The organism is Ralstonia sp. PBBBR1 (assembly GCF_002256165.1).
In the GTDB taxonomy this organism is placed as follows: Bacteria; Pseudomonadota; Gammaproteobacteria; order Burkholderiales; family Burkholderiaceae; genus Ralstonia; species Ralstonia thomasii.
In genome coordinates this window covers 38,262-65,089 of the sequence record NZ_NKIL01000007.1, presented here as the reverse complement: position 1 = coordinate 65,089, position 26,828 = coordinate 38,262, and the positions used below count along the sequence as shown (strand labels likewise).

Below are 26,828 nucleotides of genomic sequence, written 5' to 3'. Positions count from 1 at the left end.
ATCGTTATTGGGCGATGGAGACCGTCCAGCGCGAGCCCGGTACGGTCGCCTCGGCACCGCGCGGGGCCTCGGCGGTGTCCATGTTCAGGCCGACATTGCGGGCCGCGGTGCGCAGGCTGGCGGTGTCGGTGCCGTCCTTGAGTGTGACCGTGAGCGCGCGGCCGTGGTAATCGAGCGCGAGAAGCGCATCGGGCGCGAGACCGGTGGCGGCCTGGGCAAAGCGATCGGCCAGCGGCAGGAAGTCTTCCGGAGCCGACTTGCCGGCGGCCAGGCGTAGCTGCTCGACCTGGCGGCGCATCTGCGCGGGCGGATCGAGGATCACCGGCGTATTCGGGAAGGCTGTCTGCAACTGCGTGCGCATGGCGGTATCGAGCCGCTTCTGCTCGGCGCGCAGCGTGAGCCAGCGCGCGTTCATGCCGATGAGCTGCACGACCACCAGCAGCACGGCCAGTGCGATCGGCAGGCGCCAGAGGCTCCAGTCCATGCCGGCCACGCCGCCGCGTGCAAAGTCAAACTGACAAAGATCGGCTTCGCCTGAAGCGAGGGCGTCGCGTGCGCCGGCCGCCCAGGTGGACCAGTCCAGCGTGGCGGTGGCGGGGTCGGTCGACAGGCCGGGCGCCAACTCGCGCAGCGCGGGCGACACCATCAGCGTGGCCGGCGTGGGTGCAATCCCCAGCCAGTTGCCGACGTTGGCCGGCAGCACGCGCAGGCCGTAGCCCTCGGCGCGGCCGGTGCGTACGGTGATGTCGATGGCGACAGGCGCGTCCGGGTCGGACGGTGGCGCTGCGTCGAGCGCGATGGTTGCTGGGGCGACCGCCGCAACGGCTTCAGCCACGGGCATTTCGACAACAGGTTCAGCAGAAGCATCGAGCGACGGCTCCGCACGTTCGACCGCGTTTGTCGGTTCTGCAGCCAGCGCTGCGGCTGCGGCAGGCGTTTCAAACGGCAGGCAAAGCTGCGCAGGCAGCAGATGGCAGGTGCGGTGCTTGTGGCCGGCAAAGGTATCGAGGATGAAGCGGACCCACGCGCGGTCGGCAATCATCAATGCGCGCGATTGTGGCTCGCGGGGTGCACGCCAGCCACGGGCCGGGGCATCCCCCAGGCGCGGGCCGAGGGCGATATGGCATTGCTGCGCGTCCTGCACGAGGCGTTCTTCCACCAGGTTTGGCAGGGCCAGACGCAGTTTGGGCAGCGCCAGCGGCGGCACGTTGGCCGGCACCAGCAACACATCGGCGGCGGGCAGCAGGAGGACCAGCCGATCGGCCGCGGGCAGTTCGTCGGTGCGCGACGTGCCTTCGCGCTGAACGCGTTGGGTCCCAAGCGCGCCTTCTTCACGCACCAGCGCGAACGGCACGGAGGCAAGCGCGCCCGTCGACCAGCGTTCGGGCGATTGAATGGGCCGGTGCGGCAGGCGCACGTACAGGGAGGTCGTCAAACCGCTCCTCTATTGATCTTGAGAGTGTGAATGCGAACTGCCAACGGAAGCGCCGGATTGCGCAAGACCCGCGATGCTGAACGATGCGGATGACAATACGGCGAAGGCCAGGGTCTGTCTACAGGCGGCGCGTACGCACGCGGAGGGGTGTTGCGCCGCCGTCATGACGGAATCTCGTCAATGCGGCGGACCCACACGATGCGGGTCGCGTTATTGTTGATGGGATCGCCACGTGAAACAAGCGCCACTTCCCCGATCCGGGCGCGCTCGTGGCGGGCCATGCCGTAGACGAGGAAATAGTGGGTCTGCACGTCCAGCAGGTTGGCCGCTGCGGTGGTGTCAACCCCCGGCGCGATGCCGCGCAACTGGTTGGTGACGTCGCCGATGTTGCGGAAGTACGCGCGGTCGCGCGCCTGCACCAGCGAGCGGGCGCGGTCCAGGCTCAGGTTCGGGATGACGGCGGCCAGCACTTCGGCGCTGGCCGTGTTGGCGTTGATCTGCGTGCGGGTGGGGAGCACGATCACGTAGGGGCGCAGCTTGGCGACCATGTCCGCCGTGTAGCCCGGGATCGTCAGCAGGCTGGCCACGTCGTCGAGCGGTCGCGGGCCGTTGCTGTTGCTGCCGCCGCTCCCGCCCCCGCCGCTGTCTTCGCCGCCTTGCTGACCGCCCTGCATGCCCTCGATCGACTGGAAGCCGCCCAACATTTGCGCGAGGTACGTCGCCGTGACATTGGCCAGGCTCGGGTCGATGTTGAGCGACTGCAGCAGCAGGCCGTAGGCCTTGATGGCGTTCTTGTCGCGGCCGGTAATGATCATGCGGCCGCCCAGCGTCCGCGCTATCAGCAGGTTCATCAGGTTGAAGCGCGCCTGGGCATCGAAGATCCGGCCCGACAGGTAGGACTCTTCGCCGGCCGTGTCCGTGCGCAGCGAGCTGCCGAGAAAGTCCGACAGCTTGGTTTCCTGGATCGGCACGGCCCAGATTTCGCCCAGGTGGTCTACCGCCCCGGTGCGGCGCTGGTCGTCGCGCAGGATGAGGCGCGCCCAGTCGATGCCCGCCCGCGCGATCCACGTGGCCTGTGCTTTCAGGCGCTGGTTTTCCACCGCGCGGATCTCCACCTGCTGGCGCCACAGCATGCCCGACACGATCACCACGGCCAGCGTGACGACGAGCAGCGCTGTAATGATGGCCGCGCCGCGCTGGCGCCCGGGCTGCGGATGACGTTGAGACAATCGACGGGAGCATCGCGCCATGTCAAAGCCCCGTCATGCAGATGCGCGTGAAGCGCTGCGGCGCGCCCTGCGGCGTCATGCGCACGAGCAATGCCAGTTCCACCGCGCGCACCGAGGCGGCCGGCACCACCACGCCGGGGCTGTTGGCCGAGGGCGCCGACGCGCTGGGCGTGGAAGCCGACGGCAAGCCGGTGAGGGTGGTGGTGTTGCTGCCGGCCGGGAACAGTGCCGCCGACAGCGCGCCCGTGCTGTCCATCCAGCCGCCGGGTTCGATCCAGGCGCGGGCGCTGATGCTGTCAACGTTGGCGGCGAGCAGGTAGCGCGCGGCACCCACACCGCCCTGGCGCAGGTTGTCCATCGCATTGCGCAGGTCGCCGCGGTTGGTGATCGGTTGAGTCTGGAGGCGTTCGAGCCGGCCGTCGACGATGCGGTAGAGCACCACCTGCCACGCGGGCGGCTGGCCGCTGTCGCTCTCCCCGCGTCGGTCGCGCACCATCAGCACGCGGTTGGCGTCCACCTCCACCGGTGAGCGCGACAGCGTGTTCGGATCGGCCAGTTGGGTGCAATCGGCATCGAACTGGGCGTAGGCGGTCTTGAGTGCTTCGATGCGTTCATCGCGTTGGGCCAGCGCCTCGTGCGTGCGGGTCATGCTGTCGAGCCCGCGCCAGGCGATCACGGCCAGAATGGCCAGCAGCGTGATCGCCACCAGCAGTTCGAGCAGGGTGAAGCCGCGCGTGCCGATGTTCGCGGAACGATTAGAAGACATTGCGCGCATCGTTCGGCAACAGAGTCACGAGCCACGCCAGTCGCACGGATTTGGACGCATCCGGATAGACGGCGACCTCCACCCGACGAAACACTGGATTGGGCGTGGTTGCGATGGTCTCTTCGCACCACAGTTGGGTATCGCCCTGCGGGCAGGCGAAGCCGCGCGCGCCGGGGTCTGGGAAGACGCGTGCGAGGCGCAGGTTTGCCAGGTGGTTCTCGGCGCTCCAGGTGGCGATCATGCGCGTCTGCAGCGAATCGCTGGCGGTGGTCATGCTGCCCATGGCGCGCATGGTGGCGGTGAGCGCCACGGCCACGATGGTCAGCGCCACCAGCACTTCGAGCAAGGTGAAGCCGCGCGTGCGCGTGGGACGATGGCTGCGCGTCATTGCGTTTGCATCTCCGTCAGCACGCGGGGGCCGCCGTCGGATACCACGTCGACGCGCGATCCTTGCGAGGTCAGCGCCACGCGCCACGGCAAGCCGATCGCCTCGCGGCCGAACACGAGGCGCTGCGGTGCGCCCGGGACCGCAGCGGCACCGGCGACGATCTGTACGTTGTCCATGCCTTGGCGCCAGTGGCCCGGCGCGAGCACGTCGCGCGTGAGCAGGCGCCAGCGGTTGGGGGTCGATTCGTAGAAGCGCCAGCCCTGCGCATCGCCTTCCCACGCCACAGGGCGCGACGTGAGCTGCGCCTCTTCCTGAGCCAGTTCGATCAGGCGGGCGAGCTTTTGCGCGTCATCGACCAGTTGCGAGCGCGGGTTGGGCGTGGCGTTCACGGCCACCACGGCCAGCACGATGCCGATGATGACCACCACCACCAGCAACTCCAGCAGCGTAAAGCCGCGAGGGTGCTGGTGGCGGCGTGATTGGCCGAACATGGTGCGAGGGTGGCTGAGGCGACTGCGGCGGCTCAGTTGTCCCAGTTGCCGATATCGGCGTCATTGCCCGTGCCGCCGGCCTGGCCGTCGGCGCCGAAGCTGAAGACGTCCACTTCACCGCGCACGCCTGGGTTCAGATATTGGTACGGATGGCCCCACGGGTCTTTGGGCAGGCGTTCCAGATAGCCGCCGCCTTTCCAGTTGTTGGGGATCGGCTCAGTGGTCGGCTTGGTGACCAGCGCGCTGATGCCCTGCTCGGTCGTCGGGTAGCGGCCGTTGTCCAGGCGATAGAGCTTGAGCGCCTGCGAAATGGAAGCGATGTCCTGCTTGGCGGCGATGATGCGCGCCTCGTCGGGGCGGCTCATGATCTTCGGCACCACCAGCGCGGCGAGGATGCCCAGGATCACCACCACCACCATGATTTCGATCAGGGTGAAGCCACGCGCTGCGTGTCGGGCGAGGGCGCGCTGGTGGAAGGAGGAGCGAAGTTGGCCTTGCATCATGGCGACAGAGTTGGCAATTAGGGTGAGAGACACAGTATATCCGTGACATATGACCATATATTGCGTGGCGGGGTCATGCTGCGTTGGCGCTAGAGCCGCCCCTCCAAGCTGTTCACCGAACCGGCATGAAGGGCGGATAGAATCGGCGTATTCCTACGGTGCCTCGCCCATTTCATGAACGCTCGACAGTCGTCCCGCCTGCTCAGCTTTGTACTGTTTGCTGCCCTGTGTGCGCTGCTGACGCACTGGGTGCTCACGCTGTCGTCGCTGCGCTCGCTGGGCGCGCCGCGTGAGGCGCGCGTGGCGCAGACCGATGCCCTGGAGACCGGCGCCGCCGTCACGCTCTTCGGCGGTGGCCCGCAGAACGGTCCGCGCGATGTGCAGGTAATGGGCGTGGTGGCCGATCTGGCAGATGGTTCCGGGGCAGCCATCGTGTCGGTGGACGGTGGCGCACCGCAGGCCGTGCGCGCCGGCAAGTCGTTGTCGTCCAATATCAAGCTGGTGGAAATCAAGGCACGCTCGGTGGTGATCGAGCGCAACGGCGCGCGCCAGGAGATTCCGCTGCCGGCGAGCGCCTTGGGGGGGGGGTCGCCGGCCAATCGCAATGCACCGGCGATGCCGCTGCCGCCTGCAGGCGCCGCAGCTCCGCTATCGACGCCCGCCATGCCACCAGCGCCGCCGGTTGCCAACAATCCGGCCAATACCTCCATGCCGGGCGCCATGCTGCCCATTGCACCAGCGCAGATCAACACGGGTGAGGAGCCTACCAGCCAGGGCGGCGGCATTGTCGGCCCTCGCCACCGCGCAGCGGCCGCCGCACGCAAGGGCGACACCCCCCAGCCGGGCGCCGACCAATAGGCATGTCGCGTCTGATGCGGCTCGCCAGGCGTTGGCGGGCGCATATTACAGCGGGTGTCATTGGGGTAACAGCGTGTAAAAGCGGGCAACGCGCCGGCATTGTCGGGTTCTAATCCGCTACACAGTCCATGTGAAAAGGAGCTGACCATGACCAACAAACGTGCTGTCCAAGCCTTCCTCGCCACCTCGGCCCTGTTCCTGGCCATGTCGGGCATGAACGCCCGCGCTCAGGATGCCAGTGCCCCCGCCGCCAGCGCACAGGCGCCGGCCACCGCCACGGTACCGGCCGCGCCGCAACCTGACGCCCGCGCAGGCAAGCCCGGCCACCACGGCGGCTTCAAGGCCATCGACACCAACGGCGACGGCCAGGTCTCGCGCGACGAGGCCAAGGGCCACGCGTGGCTTGAAAAGAACTTCGACCAGATCGATACCAACCACGACGGCCAACTGAGCAAGGACGAGCTGGCCGCTTGGCACAAGGCCCACAAGGGCGAGATGCACGAAAAGATGGCGCAGCGCTTGGACGCCAAGTTCAAGGCGGCCGACAAGGACAACGATGGCAGCCTGACCAAGGACGAAGTGCAGGGCGGCATGCCGCGTCTGGCCAAGAACTTCGACCAGATCGACGCCAACCACGACGGCAAGATCACCGAAGACGAGATCCGCGCTTACATGAAGGCCCGCCACGACGCCCGCAAGGCGCAGAAGAACACCCCGGCGGCCGCGGCCATGCCGGGTGGCCCGTCGGCGACGAAGGGCGAGTGACGCCTCGTCTGAATCTCCGCACGCAAGCGGCGCCTTCGGGCGCCGTTTTTTATTGCCTGCGCCCCTCCGATCCTCAATGCATTGTAAGACCGGTGCGGGTTGGTTTGGCTACGGGGCCGTGTCAGTGCCGCATGCGCGCATGCCGTAACGCCCATGAAAAACACCCCGATGGCGAACCATCGGGGTGCGGGTACAGCACGCCTGAAGCTTGAGGGTCTTCAGGCCGGCTGGTCGTCGGCCTTGAGCACGCCGCGGCGCATCTGGTCGAGTTCGATGGACTCGAACAGTGCCTTGAAGTTGCCCTCGCCAAAGCCTTGGTTGCCCTTGCGCTGGATGAACTCGAAGAAGATCGGGCCCAGCTGGTTTTCCGAAAAGATCTGCAGCAGCAGGTCGCCCGGGGCGCCGTCGATGAGGATCTTGCGCTTCTTCAGTTCCGCCACGTCTTCGCCATGGCCGGGGATGCGCTTGTCGACCAGTTCGTAATACGTGTCGATCGTGTCGAGCAGCTTGATGCCGTTGCTGCGCAGTGCGTCCACCGTGTTGAAAAGGTTGGTCGAGCCGAGCGCGATGTGCTGGATGCCCTCGCCGTGGTACATGTCCAGATACTCCTGAATCTGACCAGCCTTCTCCGTCCCTTCCTCGTTGATGGGGATGCGGATGTTGCCGCACGGGCTCGTCATCGCCTTGCTCTTCACACCGGTGACCTGGCCTTCGATGTCGAAGTAGCGCACTTCACGGAAGTTGAAGAAGCGTTCGTAAAACTCGGCCCATTCTTTCATCCGGCCACGGTAGACGTTGTGCGTCAGGTGGTCGATGTAGGTCAGGCCGTGCCCGGTGGGGTTCGGATTGGCGCCCGCGATGGGCACGAAATCGACGTCGTAGATGCTGATGTTGCCGATATCGCCGGCCTTGGCGTCGTTCTTGCCGGTCCAGCGGTCCACCAGGTAGATCAGCGAATCGCCGATGCCCTTGATGGCCGGAATGTTCAGCTCCATCGGGCCGCTGTGGGTGTCGAAGCCCCAGGCGCCCAGCTCCAGCGCACGCTTGTAGGCAAACGCGGCGTCCTGCACGCGAAACGCAATCGCGCAGATCGACGGGCCGTGCAGGCGCGCAAAGCGCTGCGCGAACGAATCCGGCTCGGCGTTGATGATGAAGTTGATTTCGCCCTGGCGGTATAGCGTCACGTTCTTGTGACGGTGTTTCGCGATGGCGGTAAAGCCCATGTTCTCGAACAGCTTGCCCATGGCAACGGGGTCCGGCGCGGCGTATTCGATGAACTCGAAGCCGGCGGTGCCCATCGGGTTTTCCCAAGGCGTGAATTGCATGGTGAGTCTCCTGTGGGGGCGCGCTCTGGAGCGCACAGGTCTTTGACGATCCTCGCAGTGTAGGTGTGTCCATCCAAGCAAAAATTGCGAAGTTGTGCCCACCTTGCTAAATTTGCGCAAGAAAATTGCCGAATTAATTGGTGCGGAGCAACAAAATGAATAAAGTGGAACTCGACAAGATCGACCGGAAGATCCTGGAAGTCCTGCAGAACAACGGCCGCCTCACCAACCTGGAAGTCGCCGAGCGGGTGAATCTGTCGCCCAGCCCGTGTTTGCGACGCATCCGGCGCCTGGAAGAGTCCGGCGTCATCCGCCAATACGCCGCGCTGCTCGACCCGTCCAAGATCGGGCTGGGGCTGTCGGCGTACATCAACGTGCGCCTGGAAAAGCAGGGCGGCGCGCCCAAAGGGAAAGGCCCGTCCGATATCTTCCGCGCCGCCGTGGCGACATGGCCCGAGGTGGTCACCTGCTACGCCATGACCGGCGAGATGGATTACCTGCTCAAGGTGTTCGTGGAAGACATGGAGCACTTCGCGCGCTTCATCCGCGATCAGTTGCTCGCCCACCCGGCGGTGATCGATGTGAAGAGCAGTTTTGCGCTGGAGCGGATCAAGGATACGACGGCGTTGCCGGTGGTGGTTTGAGGGATTGGCTAGTTGCGCCATAGAGGCCTAAACCGCCGATGACGCACCTCCGCGGTCCGATCGTGGGCCTTCCTTGTTCGAGCCTGAATCGCTGCGGGCGGCACGCGAGTCTCAAATACTCGCATTCCGCAGTCAGAGGTCGAAACTTTCGACCTCTGACAGACGGCTTCGACCCTCTGACGGCGGAACGCCAGCCTCGACTCGATGACTTCGTATCTTTGATGGCGAAGCGTGGGCTTCGGAGGGCCGATGGGTGGGATGTTTTTGGGCAGAGTGCGGACCTTTGAGCCCCGCGCGCCGCAGTTTGACGGCGAGGTGTCGCGCTCATGCAAGCGAATTCAGGTGTTTGAGCGCGACGCATGAGGCCAAAACTGCGGCGCTCGGCGGTCTATTGGGTAGCCGCGAGCAGCATAGGGCGGCGTTCCACTCTACGCCGCAGGCTGGGTCGGTGGCGCCACGCGGCGCTTGATGAAAACCGCCGGGGATAACACCGGGATATGCCGGGCGCGCAGCGTGACCAGCCAATCGCCCACGGCGTCTTCGCAGGTGAGGCGAAAGTGGTCCACATCGATCCACTCCACCTCATCCAGCCAGAACGTGTAGTACGCCGCACCGATGGTGCCGGTGCTGATCGCGCGTGAAAGGTCGGGCGCGACGAGCGTGATGGAGACGGCTTCTTCAAACGGGCAGTCGTAATTGGTGATGAGGACGAAGCCGAGATCGGTCTGGTATTGCCGCAGCAGTTCGTAGCCGGGGATGGTGAGCGTCGGGTGCGGCACGCCGTCGACAATCACGCGCGTGCGCATGGGCCATTGCTCATACGGGCCCCTGTGTTTCTCCAGGGCGAAGCGTTGGAGCGGCTGCATGGCGGCGGCGCGTTGGCTGCGCTATTCCTTGCGCATGCCGCACACGGCGACCTGGCGTGCAGGATCGGCGGAATCCTTCCAGTCGGGTTCTTCGCGCTTCTGGTACGCCTCCATTGTTTGGTAGCCCTTTACGCTCCAGGAGAACTCGCTGTAGCGCGAGACCTCGATGACGGCCAGGCCGCAGCGCTTGCGATGGTCTTCAATCTTGAAGGCCGCGTGCGGGTGGTCGCCGGACAAGTCCTGCTCGATTACCTTGTAGCGCGTGGGGCCGCACTTGAAGAAGCTGGCATTCCATTCGATGGTGTTCGAGCGCAGGAACAAGGCGCCGTAGCAGGCACGGCCGTCACCGCGGAAGGTTCCGGTCAGCGCATCTGCGGCCATGGTCGATTGTGCGGTCAGCAGCGATACGGCGACGAGGGGGCGTCCTACTTGCATGCGGCGGTTCCGATCTTCGGGATGAGCGTGAGCACGTAATCGAGTTTCCGGATGTACGCGGCGTCGCCGTGGTCCTGCCAGCGCTCGAAATCGGTTTTCGGTCTGGCCTGGGCCTTGGTGACCATCTGCCCCTCCGTGGTTGCTTGACCTGTGGAGGGGCATGGTAGCCAGCGCCCGTCGGCGGCGTGTTAACGGCTGTTGATGTACCTTGCCGGTGGCTGGCAATTGGCATCGGTGGCGTGCCAGGCTTCACTGCTTGGGCGAGGGATCGTCCTGCGGGTTGACGTATTTGATATCGAGCGGCCCCGTGCCATGAATCTGCACCACCGTCGCCGCCCTGGTGAAGGCGTAGTGGTGCATGCCTCCGGGCAGGTTGTGAAAACCGCCGGTCTTGAGCGCATGCGCGGCGCCCATGTCCATGGTGTCACCGCTGCCCAGGTACAGCGTGCCCGAGATCACCGTGAGGTTCTCGGTCTCGGTGTGCCAGTGCGGCGGCACCTTGTAGCCGCCTGGCGTTTTCAGGCGTACGACGTAGGGGCCGTCCTTGCCGGGGTCGCCGTAGAGCACGGCAAGCTTGGCGCCTTTGGGCAAGCCGGGCGGCGCGTCGACCCACTTCAGGGCGGATGGGTTGATCATGGTCATGTCGCCCATGGCGGCGTCTTGGGCGGCAGCGGGCGCGGCGCCCAGGCACAGCAGCATGGCCGCTGGCAGCAGTATCGATTGCGCGGATGGTGTCTTCATCGTCGTCTCCTTCTTGCCTCGGCATCGGCTCGCGGGCGACGCTGATGGCCGCCGCTGGAGAGCGAGAGGTGCCGCATCCTCATCGTAGGGAAAGCACCCGCGCGGCTGACAAGCGCGCAATTGCCCTAGGCGGGAGATGGCGAGCAACGCCCAACACCAAACAAAAACGCCCGGTGGTGAGCCGGGCGTTTGTTGCATAGCGATGCGCTTACACAGCGCGCTTTTGCGGCACCAGCGAGCGCCAGAAGCGCTGGCCGAAACGGCGCACATCGCGCAGGTTGCGCTTGAGCATGTAGTCGAGATCGGCGACCTGTTCGTCGATGGCTTCGGTCAACAGGCTCATCGTGTCGGCGGGCGGCAATTCGAGGTAGGCATCGGCCTCGCCATAGGCGTATTGCACGCGCATGCCAGCCTTCTTGGCGATGTGCATCATGGCCGCGTTGCGCGACAGGCAGTGCATGTACAGCGTACGAACCTTGGTGTTCTGGCCGTGCATGGCGGCACGCTGGAACAGCGCACTGCCTACGCCCTTGCCGCGCGCCGATTCCGACACCGACACGCCGAACTCCGCCACGCGCCCTTGCGGGTTGTCGCGCAGGTAGGCGAGGTGGCCCACGCCGGTCAGCTCCAGGCGCTCGTTATAGACCCCGAAGACCTTGTCGTGGTCGAAATCGATGCTGTCGACGTACGCCTCGATGACGTGATCCCGCACCACCTGGCCGAAACGCAGCAGGCGGTCTTCCTCGCCCAGGGCGAGCAGGTGTTTGAGCAGGCGCGACCGGTGGTGCGCAGCAAGCTCGCGCACCAGTACGGTGGAACGCGGCGCACCTTGCGCGGCTTCCGTTTTGTCGATGTCGTCCTGGGTGACGACGCCGATGGCCTTGCTCAGTTCGAGCGGGTTCACGACACGGTTCCTGTTCTGATCGCGCCCTTCAGTGGAGGGCGGCAAGTGATGAGTTGGAGGCGCGGATGACACCTCCGGGGCACTCAGTGGGGTGCAACTGAGTGTTGTGCAATGCACCATGCTATTGTAGTGCAATCAGGGTTTCCCCGTAAGTCTGGTGTCAGACTTTCCACAGGATTTCCCGATAAATCATTGATTTAGCGCATCTGAGCAAGGTCTCCAGCGGTGTGGTGCAGCAACAACGTAAATGCTGCGTCGCGCAAAAGAGATGGGGCGTGCGCTTTCCAGGTGCCGCACGCGTTACATCACTACCCGCAGTACGATCGCCGCCTGTAACGCCGCTCAACAATAGCCGTGCGAAGATGCGCCATCAAGCCGCCCCAGCCTCCTGATTTTCCATGACGCCCTCGCGCATTCTTGTGATCTACGCGCATCCTGCGCCGCGCCGGTCGCGCGCCAACAAGCCACTCGCGCGTGCGCTGGCCAGCTTGCCCGGCGTGGCCATGCACGACCTGTACTGGCATTACCCCGATTTCGACATCGACGTGCGTGCCGAGCAGGAAGCGGTGGAGGCGGCGGAGCTGATCGTCTTCCAGTTTCCGGTGCAGTGGTACGCCACGCCATCGCTGCTCAAGGAGTGGATCGACGTGGTGCTGGAGATGGGCTGGGCCTACGGGCCGGGCGGCACGGCGTTGCGCGGCAAGCATCTAATGGTGCTGGCCACCACTGGCGGCCGCGCGCATTCCTACAACCCGGATGGCGTTCACGGCCACACGTTCGACATGTTCCTGCTGCCGCTGCAGCAGACCGCCGCGCTGTGCGGCATGCAATGGCAGCCGCCGCATGTGCTGCACGACGCCGACGATGCGTCTGCTGACGTCATCGACGCCCATATCGCGCAGGTCCGCGCCGCACTGCAGCCCTGGCTCCGGGCCGATGCCGACGCCAACTCCGTCGCCTGACGTTTCCGATCTCTTCCCTGCCCATGCAATCGCACGATCTGCTCGTCAATTTCGTCATCTACCTGGCTGCGGCTGTGGCAGCGGTGCCGCTGGCGCGTCGGCTGGGGCTGGGCTCGGTGCTCGGCTATCTGCTGGCCGGGGTGATCGTCGGGCCGTGGGGCCTGCGGCTCATCACCAATGTGCAGTCGATTCTGGATTTCTCTGAATTCGGCGTCGTACTGATGATGTTTGTGATTGGCCTGGAGCTGGAGCCGGCGCGGCTGTGGTCGCTGCGGCGGAGCATCTTCGGCTACGGCGGGCTGCAGATTGTGGTGTGTGCGCTGGCCGTCGGGCTGGCGGTCATGGCGGTGGGCCATCCGTGGCGCTCAGCTGTGGTGGCGGGGCTGGGCCTGGCGCTGTCATCCACGGCGATTGCGCTGGCCACGCTTTCCGAGCGCAACCTCATGCGCACGCCCGCTGGCACGGCCAGCTTCGGCATTCTGCTGTTCCAGGACATTGCGGCCATCCCGATGATCGCGCTGCTGCCACTGTTGGCGACGGACGCAAGCGACGCGTCCGGCGGCCATAGCTGGGTGGTGGCGGCCAAGGCAGTGGGCGTGGTGGCAGCCGTGATCTTTGGCGGACGCACCCTGCTGCGGCCCGTGCTGCGCGCAATTGCCCGCACCAACATGCGCGAGATGTTCACCTCGTTCTCGCTGCTGCTGGTGGTGGGCATTGCGCTGCTGATGCACGGCGTGGGCCTGTCGATGGCGCTGGGCGCCTTCATTGCCGGCGTGCTGCTCGCCGATTCCGAATACCGTCACGCGCTCGAAACCGACATCGAGCCGTTCAAGGGCCTGCTGCTCGGCCTGTTTTTCCTGGCCGTCGGCATGTCGATCGACTTTGGCGTGCTGATGCGCCAGCCGTGGGCTGTGATCGGGCTGGTTGCGGTGTTCCTGGCGGTCAAGATTGGCGCGCTGCGCCTGCTCGCCAACCGCTTTGGCATTGCGCGCGGGCAGGCGTGGCTGTTTGCATTCCTGCTCTCGCAGGGTGGTGAATTTGCATTCGTGGTGTTCGGCCCCGGCGTGGCGGGCAACGTGCTCGGTGCGGAGACGGCTGCTGCGCTCAACCTCGTGGTGGCGCTCTCGATGGCCGCGACGCCGTTGCTGCTGCTCCTGCACGACAAGGTGCTGGTGCCGCGGTTCATGGATGGCAAGAAGCGCGCGCCCGACACGATCGAGCCGCAGGAGAACGAAGTCATCATCGCGGGCTTCGGCCGATTTGGGCAGATTGTCGGTCGCATGCTCTATAGCCAGGGCTACAGCGCCACCGTGCTCGATCACGACCCCGACCAGATTGACATGCTGCGCCGCTTCGGCTTCAAGGTCTTCTACGGCGATGCCACGCGCATGGACCTGCTGGAGACCGCCGGCGCCGACAAGGCCAGCATGATGGTTGTCGCCATCGACGACATGGAAACCAACCTGGAGGTGGTCGACCGCGTGCGCGAGCGCTTTCCCCACCTGAAGCTGTACGTGCGGGCGCGCAACGTGTCGCACGTGTACCAACTGCGCGACCGCGGCGTGGAAGTGATCGAGCGCGAGATGTTCGAGGGCTCGCTCATGCTTAGCCGCCGGGTGCTGGAGGGCCTGGGCAAGGAGCCCTACGAAGCGCACCGCATCGCGCAGACGTTCCGCCGCCACACGCTCAACTCAATGGAGCAGGTCTACCCGGTTTACCGCGATCAGAAGAAGCTCGTTTCCCTTGCACAGCAAGGGCGTGACGAACTGACCGAAATGTTCCAGCGCGACCGCATGCAGCGCAAGCGCCTGCGCGAATCCGGCATGCCCTGGGGCGAGGGCGACGACCACAGCGACGTGGAAGGCATGCAGCCCGACAGCGACCTGGCCAACGAAGGCGACGGTGGCGACGCCGACGCTCCGATTGATTGCCCCGCGCGCGCGGGCATCCGACGCGACGGCTGACCCGCGCTGGTGATGAACCCAGTTCTAGGCGCAAGCAGCGTGAACAAACAAAAAGGAGCGCTTTTGGGCGCTCCTCGGGGCAGACTGGCAGGATTGCGCGGCGCTTACACGGCCACGCTCACATTGCGCCGCAGTTCGCAGGTGCTGAGCGAATCGGCCTCGCCGCGCAACAGCAACTGGCCGTTGCCGACCAGTTCGCGGCAGCGCCAGAAGACAAACCAGTCGCTGGCGAGCAGCCCGTCGATGGCGCCCATGATGCTGCCGACCACGTCCCGTGCGCTGGCCCAGTCGGTGGGAACGTGCTCCAGGATCACTTCATCCACCGTGCCGTACGACACCGGTACCAGCGTGTTGCCCTTCCATAGCCGCGTATCGGCGTTCTCGCGCACGGTCTGTTGCCATTCGTAGGCCAGGCGGCCGATGCGCAGCACCGACACCGGCGCGATGGTCGAAAACCGCCGCGCCAGCCGGGCGCCTGAATACATGCCGATGGTGGTTAGCGGGCCCTGACCGTTGGGCGCCTCAAGTTCGCGCACATCCATGCCGACTTCATTGATGCGCTGGGGCGATTGATGCAGGTGAAACGCCACGCGGCGCAGCATGAGCTGGTCCGACGCGCTCTGGCCGTGCCAGATGGCGACTTCCGTGGTGGCATCGCGCAGGTCGGCGAGTGACGCAAGTGCGTCCCGCATCTCGGCGGCGAAATCGATGTTGCTGTTGGGCGCCACGCGCTGCCAGAAGCCGGAGCGCGCCATGGCGACGCTGTCGACGTCGACCAGCGGCCCGACGGCGAGATCGTCGCGCAGCACGACTACGGAATCGGGGCGGCCAGCCTGTGCGAGCGCCTGCTTGAGTGTGGCGCCGGCAACTTCGCCGTTGACGACATGGATGTATTGCATGGCAGCAATTGTAGCGAGAGTGTTAGCCCCGCGCTTTCGTTTTACGCATCTCTATCAGTATTCCTTTGCGCGACGTCATGCGCCTATCCAAAGGGGGGATGGCCCTCGGGCAATCCTCAGGCGGGCGTGAGAAAATCGCGGTTTTGTTGCAGACCATAACTAAGAACAGGTGAGGAAACATCCATGAGAGCCCCGTTGTTGCCCAAGGGTTTGCGCCCTGCAGTGCTGGCCGCCGTCGCATTGGCGGGTGCGCTGGCTGCCGGCCAGGCCACCGCTGTGCCGCCCGCTGAAATCTACAAGCGCGCCCAGCAGGAAAAACCCGCGCTGATCGACACCATGAAGACTTTGGTCTCGATCGAATCGGGCAGCAAGGACATCGAAGGCCTGGACAAGATTGCCGGCGTGATTGCCGAGCGCCTGCGCGGCATGGGCGGCGACGTCAAGCTCATCGACCCCAGCGACCACGCTTACCGCATGGCCGATACCCCCGAGAAGATCGGCAAGATGGTGCTCGCGCGCTTCAAGGGCGATGGCAAGCGCAACATCATGCTAATTGCGCACATGGATACCGTGTATCTCAAGGGCATGCTCGCGCAGCAGCCATTCCGCATCGACGGTGAACGCGCCTACGGTCTGGGCATTGCCGACGACAAGAACGGCGTCGCGGTCATCCTCCACACGGTGTCGATCCTGCAGGCCGTCAATTTCAAGCAATACGGCACGCTCACGGTGCTGATCAACGGCGATGAAGAAATCAGCTCGCCGGGCGCGCGGGCCATGCAGGCCAAGCTGGGCGCCGAGCAGGACGCCGTGTTCTCGTGCGAAGGCACGCGCGTGACGTCGGACAAGCTGTCGGTGGCCACCAGCGGCATCGGCGCGATCCTGCTGGATGTGAAGGGCAAGGCTTCGCACGCCGGCGGCGCGCCGGAGCAGGGCCGCAACGCGCTGTACGAACTGTCGCACCAGGTGCTGCAGATGCGCGATCTGTCCAAGCCCGAAACGGGCCTGAAGGTGAACTGGACAGTGGCGCAGGCAGGCACGAATCGCAACGTGATCCCGGCCGCGGCCAGCGCTCAGGCCGATGTGCGCCTGCTGCGCGCAGCCGACGCCGACAAGTTGGAAGAAACCGTCAACGAACGCATCAAGAACAAACTGATCCCGGATACGCAGGTCACAGCCAAGTTCGAGCGCCGTCGCCCGCCGCTGGAAGCCACGCCGGCGTCGCGCGCGCTGGCCGAACACGCTCAGAAGATCTATGGCGAACTCGGCAAGACGCTGGAGATTGACGACAAGGCCGAAGGCGGCGGCACCGATGCCGCGTTTGCCGCGTCGAAGACGAAGGCGCCCGTGATCGAGCGTTTTGGCCTGGCGAGCTTTGGCGCGCACTCGAATGACGCCGAATACGTCGACCTGAACTCCATCGTGCCGCGCCTGTACCTGCTGACGCGCATGGTCATGGACGTGTCGCGCGACCGCGTCGGCCCGGCCAAGTAACCGCACTGCAACGCGGCGCGTAAGCCTTACACGCGCCGCAGCAGCTCTCTTGCGCGAAGCCGCTGCCCTGCGGCTTCCCACCGCCCGGGTGCCGGGTATTCCGCTTGCTTTCCCCTGACGCATGTCCCCAGCTACGGCCCGCCCGGCCGGTGGAGCGTGCGTCATGTCAGAACATCCCTCCGCAGCATCGAGCGACCCTTCCCAGGCAACGGATGGATCACCCGCCCGCCCCAGCCGGCGTGGCTTTTTGCAGAGCGCGGCTGCCGCGGCGTCGGCGCTTGCGTTGCCGCAGGAGTCGGCTGGCGCGCGCACTGATGCGTCGGCCCCGGCACGTCCTGCCGCGTTGGCACCGCCGCGGCCGGTGTCGCTCAATATCAACGGCAAGCCGTATGCGTTGTCGCTAGAGCCGCGTGTCACATTGCTCGATGCGCTGCGCGAGGTGCTCGGCCTGACCAGCACCAAGAAAGGCTGCGACCGCGGTCAGTGCGGCGCGTGCACCGTCCTCGTGAATGGCCGGCGCATCAACAGCTGCCTGACGCTGGCGATCATGCACGAGGGCGAGACCATCACCACGGTCGAGGGGCTGGCGCACCCGCATGACGGCGTGGTCGACCGCGCGGCGTTGCACCCGGTGCAGGCCGCGTTTCTTGAACACGACGCGTTTCAGTGCGGATATTGCACGCCGGGCCAGATCTGCTCGGCGGTGGCGGTGCTGGAAGAGGCGCGCCGCGGCATGCCGAGCACCGTCACGTCGCCCGCGGCGCTCGGTAATGACGGCGCCGTTGCGCTGACCGAAGACGAAATACGCGAGCGCATGAGCGGCAACCTCTGCCGCTGCGGCGCGTACCCCAACATCGTGGCGGCGATTCGCGTGGTGGCTGCCAAGTCCGGCAACGGTGCCTGAGGAGCCTCATGCAATCGATTGCTTATGACCGTGCATCTTCCGTCGAGGCTGCCGTGCGCCTGGGCAACGAGCCGGGCGCGCGCTATATCGGCGGCGGGACGAATCTGCTGGACCTGATGAAGGGCGGGATCGAGCAGCCGCAGCGCCTCGTGGACGTGAGCCGCCTGCCGCTGGCGCAGATTCGCGCGTTGCCCGACGGCGGCCTGCGACTGGGCGCGATGGCGCGCAATGCCGACACGGCGGCGCATCCGCTGGTGCGCTCGCGCTATCCGCTCCTGAGCGAGGCGATTGTCTCGGGTGCGTCGGGGCAGCTGCGCAACATGGCCACCAACGGCGGCAACCTGATGCAGCGCACGCGCTGCCATTACTTCTACGACACGGCGTACCCGGCGTGCAACAAGCGGCAGCCCGGCTCCGGCTGTGCCGCGCGCGAGGGTTTCAATCGCATGCATGCCATTCTGGGTGCGAGCGAGGCATGCGTGGCGACGCATCCGTCCGACATGGCTGTCGCCTTGGCCGCGCTCGACGCCACGGTGGTGGTGCACGGCGCGCACGCGGAGCGGCGTATCCCGATCGACGCGTTCCATCGGCTGCCGGAAGCGCACCCCGAAATCGACACGACACTCGGGCCCGGCGAGTTGATCGTCGCCATCGATCTGCCGCCGCCCGTGTTCGGCTCGCACGTGCATTACCTGAAGGTGCGCGACCGTGCCAGTTATGCGTTTGCGCTGGTGTCGGTGGCTGCGGCGCTGGCGTTGCAAGCGGATGGGCGGACGATCCGGGAGGCGCGCATCGTGCTGGGCGGCGTCGCGCACAAGCCGTGGCGTGCGCATGCGGCGGAGCAGATGCTGGCGGGGCAGGTGCTGGACGCGCACTTGTTTGCCCAGGCCGGCGCGTTGGCCGTGCAGGGCGCACAGCCACTGCGCGACAACGGCTTCAAGGTGCCGCTCGCACAGCGTGCGGTGGCGCGCGCGCTAACCGTGGCTTCCGACCCGACTGGAGGTGTGGCATGAGCAACGTCGGCCAACCGCTGGACCGCACTGACGGTCTGCTTAAAGTCACGGGCCAGGCACGCTACTCGGCCGAGTTTCAGGTGCCGCGTCTGGTGCATGCGGTGCTGGTGCAAAGCACGGTGCCCGCCGGCCGAATCACCCGGGTCGATACGCACGTCGCGCAGGCCATGCCCGGCGTGCTGCTGGTGATGACGCACGAGAACGCGCCGCGCTTGCCTAACGATGGCAAGCCCGCGCTGGAACCGCCGGCCGGACGCGTGCTCTCGTTGCTGCAGGACGATCAGGTGCACTACAACGGCCAGCCCGTGGCGGTCGTCGTGGGCGACACTCTGGAACACGCGCAGGCCGCAGCGCGCATGGTGCGCGTAGAGGTTGCCCAGCAGCCGGCGCGGCTCGACTTCGAAACCGCTCGCGCCGATGCGCACTCGCCCGGCAAGGTGCAGACGCAATCGGCCGATACCATGCGCGGCGATATGGCCTCCGGCATGGCGCAGGCGGCGCAGCGCATCGAGGCCATCTACGGGACGCCCATGGAAGCGCACAACCCGATGGAGCCGCACGCCACCATCGCCGTGTGGGAGGGCGATTCGCTCACGTTGTACGACAGCACGCAGTACGTCTCGGGTGTGCGCCGCACCGTCGCTAGGACGCTAGGTCTGTCGCCTGACAAGCTGCGTGTGGTGTGCCCGTTCGTGGGCGGCGGGTTCGGCTGCAAAGGCTCGGTGTGGTCGCACGTGGTGCTGGCGGCGATGGCCGCGCGCCAGGCGGGGCGGCCCGTCAAGCTTGTTCTGGAGCGGGCGCAGATGTTCGGCCCCGTCGGCGGGCGCCCGCGTACCGAGCAGCGCATCGCCATGGGCGCCGCCAGCGATGGCCGCTTCACCGCCATCTCTCACGACTCGCTGACCACCACGTCGATGATCGAGGATTGGACCGAACCCTGCGCCATCGTCACGCGCATGCTTTACGACACGCCCAACCAGCGGACGACGCATCGGCTGGCGCGTCTGAACGTCGGTACGCCTACGTTCCAGCGCGCCCCCGGCGAAGCCACCGGCACGTTCGCGCTGGAAGTCGCGCTGGATGAGATGGCCTACGCGCTTGGCATCGACCCCGTGGAGCTGCGTCTGCGCAACGATGCCGCGCAAGACCCGGAAAAACGCATCCCGTGGTCGAGCAAATCCCTGGCTGCCTGCTACCGGACGGGCGCCGAGCGCTTCGGCTGGGCGCGCCGCAACCCGCAGCCGGGCAGCATGCGCGAGGGCACTACGCGCGTCGGCTGGGGCATGGCCACGGCCACGTACCCAGCCAATCGCAGCGCGGCTGCTGCCACGGCGCGCTATCTGCCCGACGGTACGGCGCAGGTCGAATCGGGATCGCAGGATCTGGGCACCGGCACTTACACGGTGATGACGCAGGTGGCGGCCGATGCCATGGGCATGCCCGTCGACCGCGTGCTCTTCAGTCTGGGCGATACGCGCATGCCCGAAGCGCCGGTGTCGGGCGGCTCGCAGAGCGTGGCCAGCGTATCGCCCGCGGTGCAGGCCGCCGGCCAGCAGGCACGCGATGCATTGATTGCCGCGGCCATTGCCGACGCCAGTTCGCCGCTGCATGGGCTGGCCGCGGGCGCCATCACGGTGGCCGATGGTGTTCTGAGCGCACACAGCGGTGCGCGGGAACCGGCGGCTGCCGTAGTCGCCCGCTATGGTCGCCCCATCGAGGTGACCGCCAAGGTGCAGCCGGGCGAAGAGAAGCAGAAGTTCTCAATGCACTCGTTCGGCGCGGTGTTTGCCGAGGTCCATGTCGACGCGGACCTGGGCGTGATCCGCGTCTCGCGCATAGTGGGGAGCTACGGCGTCGGGCGGTTGCTCAACGCCAAGACGGGCCGTAGCCAGCTCATGGGCGGCATCGTCTGGGGCATGGGCATGGCGCTGTTCGAAGAGAGCCTGCTGGACCCGCGTTATGGTCGCATCGTCAACAACAACCTGGCGGAGTACCACGTGCCCGTCAACGCCGATGTGCCCGACATCGACATCCTCGTACTCGACGAGGCGGACCCGCACATCAACCCGCTGGGCGCCAAGGGCATCGGCGAGATCGGCATCACCGGCGTGCCGGCGGCCATCGCCAACGCCGTCTATCACGCCACCGGCCGGCGCGTGCGCGAATTGCCGATCACGCTCGACAAGCTCATCTGAGCGCGCATGAAAAAGCCCCGCCGGCGCATCACCAGCGGGGCCAGAGTGGGCCAAGAGGCGGAAAACGGAGGATGCCTGGAGACAGGCCCGTAACTGATCAATGCGTGACGGCTGCGTGACGAACGCGGTGAATGCCGTTCAGCGCATCAATTCGGAACCGGATACCCGTAGACCGTGCCGCCGCCCTCGCGGGAGCGGCCGGCCGGGTCGCTGCGCATGCCTTCCGAATAGGGATCGAAGCGGCCTGCCCGCGCGCCTTCTGTATACGTGTCGAAGCGGCCGGTGCGGGCACCGTCGCTATAGACGTCAAACCGTTCGGCGCGAGCATTCTGGCCGAACACTTCCACGCGGCTGGCCTGCGCCCAAGCGCTGCCCGCCGCGAGGGCCCCGACCGCCAACATGGCGGCCAACCCCATTTGCTTGAGTCGCATGGCGAACTCCTTCTTCAACTGATTTTCGGTGCTGTTTTAGGCGTGGTCATTTGATGTCCTGCCACGGTCTACAGCCTAGGTCAGGAGGCATGCCGCATCCACGGTGGTGCGACGAACGGTTTGTTGTCGGCGCCGAAATGATGCAAGTCAGCGTGAACGGCGCTGAAAAGCGCGCCAATGGCGTAACGCCGCCGGCGATCTCCCAACCTTTTTGTCTAATCAAGAGATGGGGTGAAAGCCAGCGCTCGGCGTTGATGCACCACAGCAGGGCGTCACGAGCCGGCAAGCCTTGCCATAGGCCGATTTGGTGCAGCGCATTAAGAGCGATGCGCGCTTACCACACTTGGTAGAACGATTCCGTGAATTGCTTTGCCGCGCATATGGGCTTTTGTTAAATTTGCGCGGCACTTCCGACACGGAAGTTAAGGAAACGGAGGAGCCCAACCTCATGCACACGGGGTCGGGCGGTTTGAGACAACTCTTTTATTACGAGCCCACATGAAAAAGTCTGCCATTCTGGTTGCAGTTGGCGCCCTGTTCGCAGGTTCTGCCTACGCCCAATCGAGCGTGACGCTGTACGGTATTGTCGATACCAGCATTCACTACATCAACAACGCCAACCAAGCTGGCAACAGCGTGACCCAGATGGAAAGCGGCGCTGTGTCGAACAGCCGCTGGGGCCTGAAGGGCTCGGAAGACCTGGGCGGCGGCACCAAGGCTCTGTTCGTGCTGGAAAGCGGCTTCAACTCGGCCACTGGCAAGATGAGCAGCGCTGGTACGTTGTTCAACCGTCAGTCGTTCGTGGGTCTGTCGAACAAGGACCTGGGCACCATCACCCTGGGCCGTCAATACAACTTCGGCTTCACGACGGGCGGCAACTTCGACCCGCTGGGCGTGGGTAACTATGACGGCAACTCGTGGATGTACTACGGCCTGACCGGTCTGCGTGAATCGAACATGCTGAAGTACGAAGGCAAGTGGAACGGCCTGTCGGTCGGCCTGGCCTACGGCTTTGGCGAAGTTCCGGGTGCAGCAAGCCAGAACTCGTACGTTGGCGGCACGGTGGCCTATGAATTCGGCCCGGCCTACATCGGCGCATTCGCACAGCAGCACAAGGATATTGCTGGCAACAAGCAAACCGTTTGGGGTATCGGTGGTAACTACACCATCGCTGCAGCCAAGCTGTTCGCAGGCTACATCGACAGCAGCGACGCCACGGGTTGCGTGAACAGCTCGGCTAACTGCGTCGGCGGCAGCGCCTTCGGCCTGAACATCTACGGCAACGCCACCTCGGGCGCTGGCCTGACCCCGGGCGCCACGAAGCGTCGTGACCACGTCGGCATCCTGGGCGTGACGTACAACATCACCCCGGCCCTGGCTCTGACGGGCGCGTTCTACTACGACAGCATCAACAACGCTGCCCTGACCGCCGGCAACGACGGCAAGCGCTACACCGGCGTGCTGCTGGCCGAGTACGCCCTGTCCAAGCGCACGCAAGTGTATGGCACGGTCGACTACAACAAGGTCAAGGACGCAGCTCTGCCGGAACTGTCGGGTGGCGGCAACGCAACCGGCGTTGGAAAGTCGAACCAGACGAGCGTTGGCGTGGGTATCCGCCACATCTTCTAATCGACGCTGTCACGCGATTGGGAACGGAAAAGGCGCCTTCGGGCGCCTTTTCTTTTGTCTGCCGTTTTTGTGCTTCGCCGGGGCGAGCTTGCCTGGGCATCGGCCTACAATGTTTCTTTCCGTTTCTTTCCCCCGACATTGCGCCATGACTTCTGCACGTAGTGCCCGTCGTCGTCTGATTGCTTCTGCTGCGCTACTGGGCGCCGGTCTGCCGTTGCTTGTCGCTGCGCCGGTGCAAGCGCAGGACTATCCGGCTAAGCCGATCCGCATCATCGTCGCCTATCCGACTGGTGGCATTTCCGACAACGTGGCGCGTGCACTGGGTGAAAAGCTGTCGGCGCAACTGGGCCAGCCGGTGGTGGTGGAAAACCGCGCCGGTGCCGGCGGCAGCATCGGCATGGATGCCGTGGCCAAGTCGGCCCCCGATGGCTACACGTTGGGCTTCTCATCGGTCAGCCCGCTCACGCTCAACCCGCATTTCAGCAAGCTGCCGTATGACCCGCAGAAAGACATCGCGCCCGTGGCCAATGTCATGTATGCGCCGATGATCCTGCTGGGCACGCCGTCGTTCACCGGCAAGAGCTTTGCCGACATGCTGAGCCAGTCGCGGGCCAAGCCAGGTTCGATCCGCTGGTCGACATCGGGCCTCGGTACGGTGGGGCATCTCGCGCTGGAGCAGATCAAGTCGCAGGCGCACGTCGATATCACGCTCATCCCGTACAAGGGCGGTGGCCAGCAATTGACGGATACGCTGGGCGGCCAAGTGGAAGTCATGTCGACCAACGTCGGTCCGACCTTGATGCAACACATCACCAGCGGCAAGCTGCGCCCGCTGGCGGTGGGGGCGCCGCACCGGCTCGATGCGCTGCCGAATGTGCCGACCTTCACCGAGCTGGGTTACGCCAAGGCGAATATGGCGTCGACCTTTGGCGTGTTCGCGCCGGCCAAGACGCCAGCCCCCGTGATTGCCCGGTTGAATGCAGAGATCAACAAGGCGCTGGCTGCGCCCGATCTGCGCGAGCGTCTTACGCAGGCCGCCGTGGTGCCGGCCGGCGGCACCGCCGAGCAATTTGCCGCGGCCATCCGCGCGGAATACGACAGCAACGGCCGCATCGTGCGCGCCGCCGGCATCAAGGAACAGTAAGCCGACTTACGCCGTAAACCGGTACCCCACGCCGACTTCGGTCAGCAGGTGTTCGGGCCGCGCCGGATCGCGTTCCAGCTTGTGGCGCAGATGGCCCATGTAGATGCGCAGGTAGTGGCTGCTGTCGGAATGCGCCGGGCCCCAGACTTCGCGCAGCAGCTCGCGGTGCGTCATCACGGTGCCGCGGCGGCCGAGCAGCACCGCCAGCAGCCGGTATTCGATCGGGGTGAGATGCACCGCCTCGCCGTTGCGGCTGACCAGGCGGCGCGCCAGGTCGACTTCCACCTCGCCGAAGCGGATGACGCTGCCGCCGTCTTCGCCGCGCTTGGCATGTCGCCGCAACAGCACGCGCAGGCGCGCAACCAGTTCGCCCACGCCGAAGGGTTTGGTCAGGTAATCATCCGCGCCCGCATCGAGCGCTTCGATCTTGTCGCGCTCATCCACGCGGGCCGAAAGCACGAGCACCGGCACTTCCGTCCAGGTGCGCAACTCGCGAATCAACTGCATGCCGTCGCCATCGGGCAGGCCGAGATCGAGAATCACCGCATCCGGCTGACGCGTGCCCGCTTCGATCAGGCCGCGCTCGACGCGGTCGGCTTCGTGGACTTCGCAGCCTTCCTCCTCCAGTGCAGCGCGGACGAAGCGTCGGATGTGCGGCTCGTCGTCGATGACGAGGACGGTGGGTGTGAATGTGAACGGCATGGCACGCATTGTAGAGCGCGCCCATAAAAAAACGGACCCCGCAGGGTCCGTCTTGCTTGCATGCGATACCGCTTCGCTCAGGCCTTCTTTGCCCAGGCGCTGCACCAACCCTTGTTGGCGACGTCCTTGCCGGCGAACAGCGGGCAACCGCCTTGCGCAGCCGTACCGCCTTGGTACAGGGCGCAGTTGCCGCAGTGCTGATCCGGCGTGTGCTTCGGGAACTTGGCCTTGTCGGCCTTGGTGGTGTCAGCCACGTAGCCCAGTGCCTTGGCTTGCGGATCGGTTTCCGCCACCATCGGTGCAGCCAGTGCGAGGTCCGACATCGACATGACGGCGCCCGCGGCGGCCACGATGGGGATGCTCTTCAGGAATTGACGACGATTGGACATGCTGATTCCTTTTGTGGGAGTGTGTTGTGTGGCGTCCCGTGCCGCCCGCGCAGTGCTCAGGCTCGCCCTAGGGGACAGCGGACGGCGTCGGCGCGCCGTTTACCCGCTTGTGCATTCTGGCACAGCAATCGGGCGGCGGCATCTGCGTCCGGTCAATGTTCCCCATACCTGAGCGCAGCAATCGCGGATGTTCGTGGCCTTCGATTGGCGCCGTGCCATGCCGCGCAAGTACCCACATGCACCGTGCGATCGGGGCGTGCAGCCGTCAGCGCGGGGCGCCGCCCCCCAAATGGCTGGCTGACCCCGGTGGCAATTTGCCGCACGCGTGTGTGTACTTACTTCAGCAGACCCTGCAACGCGTTTAAGAATGCGTCGCATTCATCGTCGGTGCCGACGGTGATGCGCAGATGCTGGTCGATGCGTGCGAGCTTGAAGTGGCGCACGAAGATGGCGCGCTCTTTCAGCCGTGCTGCCAGCGTTGCGGCATCGTGGTGCGGATGCCGTGCGAACAGGAAGTTCGCCATCGACGGCACGACCTCGAACCCCAGCGATTGCAGCGATTGCGTCAGCCGCGCGCGGCTTGCCACCACGCGCGCACACGTGGCGCGGAAGTACGCTTCGTCTTCGTAAGCCGCTTGGGCGGCAGCCTGCGCGAGGCGATCCAGCGGATACGAGTTGAAGCTGTCCTTCACGCGATTGAGCGCTTCGACGAGCGCCGCGTGCCCGAACGCGAAGCCCACGCGCATGCCGGCCAGCGAGCGCGACTTCGACGTCGTGTGCACAACCAGCAGATTCGGATAGCGGTCGATGAGCGCAATGGCAGACTCCGCGCCGAAATCCACATAGGCCTCATCCACCACGACGACCGACGACGGGTTCGCAGCGACGATCCGTTCGATCTCTGCCAGCGGCAGCGCGTGGCCGGTCGGCGCGTTCGGATTCGGGAACAGCACGCCGCCTGCGTCGCCAAGATAGTCATCGGCGCGGATGGAGAAGTCGTCCGCCAGCGGTACCACCTCGCACTGCACGCCGTAAAGCCGCGCGTAGGTCGGATAGAAGCTGTACGAGATGTCCGGAAAGCGCAGCGGCTTGTCGTGCTTGAGCAGCGCCTGGAAGACGTGCGCCAACACTTCGTCCGACCCGTTGCCGGCAAAAACCTTTTCCGGCTTGAGGCCGACATGCGCGGCGACCGTCTCGCGCAGCCGGCGCGAGAGCGGATCGGGATAGCGGCGCAGATTCTCGCCCGTCTCTCCCAGCTCTGCAGCGATCGCGGCCACCACGCGCGGCGACGGCGGGTACGGGTTCTCGTTGGTGTTCAGCTTGATGGGCCGCGCGATGGCCGGCTGTTCGCCCGGGACATAGGGCACAAGTTGCTGAACGATATCGCTCCAGTAACGGCTCACGACTCGACTCCTGATGAGGTGACTATTTTCTAAGCGTGCCCGCAGCGCGATCGATGAATCGAAAAAGGCTGGGAAGCTGAATAAGGTTCGGGAATAGGCAGGCCTGCACGTTGCGGCAGAAGCGCAGAAGCGCGGTTCTGGCGTCGGAAAACCGTACAAGTTGCGTAAATCTTTGATTTTTGGCGCGCCCGGCTGGGATCGAACCAGCAACCCCTGCCTTCGGAGGGCAGTACTCTATCCATTGAGCTACGGGCGCATATCGGCACAGAACGCACCGAAAGAGAAGCCCCGCAGGATAGCGCATTTGGGCGCAAGCGTCCATCGCAGACCCGTGAACGGCCCGGTACGA

Annotated in this window: 28 protein-coding genes and 1 tRNA gene; 11 read left to right on the top strand and 18 right to left on the bottom strand. The window is 65.4% G+C overall.

Going from position 1 to position 26,828, the window contains the following annotated elements:
* Positions 1-4 precede the first annotated feature (4 nt).
* The 6 genes from gspL to gspG form a co-directional block, all read right to left on the bottom strand.
* Positions 5-1,435 carry a type II secretion system protein GspL gene (gene gspL / locus CFE42_RS13750; RefSeq protein WP_004628827.1) on the bottom strand — a complete coding sequence of 477 codons (1,431 nt, stop codon included), beginning with the start codon at positions 1,433-1,435 and terminating at the stop codon, positions 5-7.
* A gap of 161 nt (positions 1,436-1,596) precedes the next feature.
* On the bottom strand, positions 1,597-2,685 hold the full coding sequence (gene gspK / locus CFE42_RS13745; RefSeq protein ID WP_004628829.1) for a type II secretion system minor pseudopilin GspK: 1,089 nt from the start codon (positions 2,683-2,685) through the stop codon (positions 1,597-1,599).
* A gap of 1 nt (position 2,686) precedes the next feature.
* Positions 2,687-3,439 (bottom strand): prepilin-type N-terminal cleavage/methylation domain-containing protein, encoded by a 753-nt coding sequence (locus tag CFE42_RS13740; protein WP_024542304.1) that lies wholly within the window; start codon positions 3,437-3,439, stop codon positions 2,687-2,689.
* Positions 3,420-3,818 carry a type II secretion system minor pseudopilin GspI gene (gspI, locus tag CFE42_RS13735; RefSeq protein ID WP_004628832.1) on the bottom strand — a complete coding sequence of 133 codons (399 nt, stop codon included), beginning with the start codon at positions 3,816-3,818 and terminating at the stop codon, positions 3,420-3,422. The genes CFE42_RS13740 and gspI overlap by 20 nt, the downstream gene beginning before the upstream one ends.
* On the bottom strand, positions 3,815-4,309 hold the full coding sequence (locus CFE42_RS13730) for a GspH/FimT family pseudopilin (RefSeq protein ID WP_004628834.1): 495 nt from the start codon (positions 4,307-4,309) through the stop codon (positions 3,815-3,817). The genes gspI and CFE42_RS13730 overlap by 4 nt, the downstream gene beginning before the upstream one ends.
* A gap of 32 nt (positions 4,310-4,341) precedes the next feature.
* Positions 4,342-4,812, bottom strand: a complete 471-nt coding sequence (gspG, locus tag CFE42_RS13725) for a type II secretion system major pseudopilin GspG (protein WP_037043803.1) — start codon at positions 4,810-4,812, stop codon at positions 4,342-4,344.
* 174 nt (positions 4,813-4,986) lie between these two features.
* On the opposite strand from gspG, the gene CFE42_RS13720 reads away from it, so the two are divergent.
* Together CFE42_RS13720 and CFE42_RS13715 are read left to right on the top strand one after the other, a co-directional pair.
* Positions 4,987-5,670, top strand: a complete 684-nt coding sequence (locus tag CFE42_RS13720) for a type II secretion system protein N (protein ID WP_004628838.1) — start codon at positions 4,987-4,989, stop codon at positions 5,668-5,670.
* 147 nt (positions 5,671-5,817) lie between these two features.
* Positions 5,818-6,435: an EF-hand domain-containing protein gene (locus tag CFE42_RS13715; protein WP_004628840.1), complete on the top strand. Its 618-nt coding sequence runs from the start codon at positions 5,818-5,820 to the stop codon at positions 6,433-6,435.
* A gap of 218 nt (positions 6,436-6,653) precedes the next feature.
* Here CFE42_RS13715 and hppD read toward each other — a convergent pair whose 3' ends face one another.
* Entirely contained in the window at positions 6,654-7,760 is a 1,107-nt protein-coding gene (gene hppD / locus CFE42_RS13710; protein ID WP_004628843.1) for a 4-hydroxyphenylpyruvate dioxygenase, read from the bottom strand.
* Positions 7,761-7,915: 155 nt separating this feature from the next.
* Between hppD and CFE42_RS13705 the strand changes: the two genes are divergently transcribed.
* Positions 7,916-8,404 carry an Lrp/AsnC family transcriptional regulator gene (locus CFE42_RS13705; RefSeq protein ID WP_004628844.1) on the top strand — a complete coding sequence of 163 codons (489 nt, stop codon included), beginning with the start codon at positions 7,916-7,918 and terminating at the stop codon, positions 8,402-8,404.
* Between the two features lie 428 nt (positions 8,405-8,832).
* Here the strand turns inward: CFE42_RS13705 and CFE42_RS13700 are convergent, their stop codons facing one another.
* From CFE42_RS13700 to CFE42_RS13680, 5 genes are all read right to left on the bottom strand, one after another.
* Positions 8,833-9,270: a hypothetical protein gene (locus tag CFE42_RS13700; protein ID WP_004628849.1), complete on the bottom strand. Its 438-nt coding sequence runs from the start codon at positions 9,268-9,270 to the stop codon at positions 8,833-8,835.
* Between the two features lie 21 nt (positions 9,271-9,291).
* Positions 9,292-9,705: a hypothetical protein gene (locus CFE42_RS13695; protein ID WP_004628850.1), complete on the bottom strand. Its 414-nt coding sequence runs from the start codon at positions 9,703-9,705 to the stop codon at positions 9,292-9,294.
* Positions 9,696-9,830: a hypothetical protein gene (locus tag CFE42_RS13690; protein ID WP_004628851.1), complete on the bottom strand. Its 135-nt coding sequence runs from the start codon at positions 9,828-9,830 to the stop codon at positions 9,696-9,698. Before CFE42_RS13690 ends, CFE42_RS13695 begins: the two co-directional genes overlap by 10 nt.
* Before the next feature lie 124 nt (positions 9,831-9,954).
* Positions 9,955-10,446, bottom strand: a complete 492-nt coding sequence (locus tag CFE42_RS13685) for a cupin domain-containing protein (protein ID WP_004628852.1) — start codon at positions 10,444-10,446, stop codon at positions 9,955-9,957.
* A 208-nt stretch (positions 10,447-10,654) separates the two neighbouring features.
* Positions 10,655-11,350 (bottom strand): GNAT family N-acetyltransferase, encoded by a 696-nt coding sequence (locus CFE42_RS13680; protein ID WP_004628855.1) that lies wholly within the window; start codon positions 11,348-11,350, stop codon positions 10,655-10,657.
* 398 nt (positions 11,351-11,748) lie between these two features.
* On the opposite strand from CFE42_RS13680, the gene CFE42_RS13675 reads away from it, so the two are divergent.
* Positions 11,749-12,312, top strand: coding sequence for an NAD(P)H-dependent oxidoreductase (locus tag CFE42_RS13675; protein WP_004628856.1), 564 nt, complete (start codon positions 11,749-11,751; stop codon positions 12,310-12,312).
* Between the two features lie 23 nt (positions 12,313-12,335).
* On the top strand, positions 12,336-14,276 hold the full coding sequence (gene kefC, locus CFE42_RS13670; RefSeq protein ID WP_004628858.1) for a glutathione-regulated potassium-efflux system protein KefC: 1,941 nt from the start codon (positions 12,336-12,338) through the stop codon (positions 14,274-14,276).
* Between the two features lie 104 nt (positions 14,277-14,380).
* On the opposite strand, the gene CFE42_RS13665 is transcribed toward kefC, so the two are convergent.
* On the bottom strand, positions 14,381-15,175 hold the full coding sequence (locus tag CFE42_RS13665) for a DUF1835 domain-containing protein (RefSeq protein WP_004628859.1): 795 nt from the start codon (positions 15,173-15,175) through the stop codon (positions 14,381-14,383).
* A 183-nt stretch (positions 15,176-15,358) separates the two neighbouring features.
* On the opposite strand from CFE42_RS13665, the gene CFE42_RS13660 reads away from it, so the two are divergent.
* The 4 genes from CFE42_RS13660 (at position 15,359) to CFE42_RS13645 (ending at position 20,781) form a co-directional block, all read left to right on the top strand.
* Entirely contained in the window at positions 15,359-16,669 is a 1,311-nt protein-coding gene (locus CFE42_RS13660; protein WP_004628862.1) for a M20/M25/M40 family metallo-hydrolase, read from the top strand.
* Between the two features lie 163 nt (positions 16,670-16,832).
* Positions 16,833-17,573 carry a 2Fe-2S iron-sulfur cluster-binding protein gene (locus tag CFE42_RS13655; RefSeq protein ID WP_004628864.1) on the top strand — a complete coding sequence of 247 codons (741 nt, stop codon included), beginning with the start codon at positions 16,833-16,835 and terminating at the stop codon, positions 17,571-17,573.
* A gap of 8 nt (positions 17,574-17,581) precedes the next feature.
* Positions 17,582-18,586 carry a xanthine dehydrogenase family protein subunit M gene (locus CFE42_RS13650; protein ID WP_004628866.1) on the top strand — a complete coding sequence of 335 codons (1,005 nt, stop codon included), beginning with the start codon at positions 17,582-17,584 and terminating at the stop codon, positions 18,584-18,586.
* Complete coding sequence (locus tag CFE42_RS13645; protein WP_004628867.1) at positions 18,583-20,781, top strand: xanthine dehydrogenase family protein molybdopterin-binding subunit; 2,199 nt, start codon at positions 18,583-18,585, stop codon at positions 20,779-20,781. The genes CFE42_RS13650 and CFE42_RS13645 overlap by 4 nt, the downstream gene beginning before the upstream one ends.
* A 146-nt stretch (positions 20,782-20,927) precedes the next feature.
* Here the strand turns inward: CFE42_RS13645 and CFE42_RS13640 are convergent, their stop codons facing one another.
* Complete coding sequence (locus tag CFE42_RS13640) at positions 20,928-21,212, bottom strand: hypothetical protein (RefSeq protein WP_004628870.1); 285 nt, start codon at positions 21,210-21,212, stop codon at positions 20,928-20,930.
* A 498-nt stretch (positions 21,213-21,710) separates the two neighbouring features.
* Between CFE42_RS13640 and CFE42_RS13635 the strand changes: the two genes are divergently transcribed.
* The gene (locus tag CFE42_RS13635; RefSeq protein ID WP_004628872.1) at positions 21,711-22,841 is read left to right on the top strand and encodes a porin; all 1,131 of its coding nucleotides are present in this window, start codon (positions 21,711-21,713) and stop codon (positions 22,839-22,841) included.
* A 145-nt stretch (positions 22,842-22,986) separates the two neighbouring features.
* A complete protein-coding gene (locus tag CFE42_RS13630; RefSeq protein ID WP_004628874.1) occupies positions 22,987-23,985 on the top strand; it encodes a tripartite tricarboxylate transporter substrate binding protein in 999 nt (332 codons plus the stop codon).
* A gap of 6 nt (positions 23,986-23,991) precedes the next feature.
* On the opposite strand, the gene kdpE is transcribed toward CFE42_RS13630, so the two are convergent.
* The 4 genes from kdpE to CFE42_RS13610 all read right to left on the bottom strand — a co-directional run bounded on the left by kdpE (position 23,992) and on the right by CFE42_RS13610 (position 26,735).
* Positions 23,992-24,696 (bottom strand): two-component system response regulator KdpE, encoded by a 705-nt coding sequence (gene kdpE, locus CFE42_RS13625; RefSeq protein WP_004628876.1) that lies wholly within the window; start codon positions 24,694-24,696, stop codon positions 23,992-23,994.
* Positions 24,697-24,764: 68 nt separating this feature from the next.
* A complete protein-coding gene (locus CFE42_RS13620) occupies positions 24,765-25,076 on the bottom strand; it encodes a high-potential iron-sulfur protein (RefSeq protein WP_004628878.1) in 312 nt (103 codons plus the stop codon).
* A 335-nt stretch (positions 25,077-25,411) separates the two neighbouring features.
* Complete coding sequence (gene hisC, locus CFE42_RS13615; protein ID WP_004628880.1) at positions 25,412-26,479, bottom strand: histidinol-phosphate transaminase; 1,068 nt, start codon at positions 26,477-26,479, stop codon at positions 25,412-25,414.
* A gap of 180 nt (positions 26,480-26,659) precedes the next feature.
* Positions 26,660-26,735 (bottom strand) — tRNA-Arg (locus CFE42_RS13610).
* Positions 26,736-26,828 lie beyond the last annotated feature (93 nt).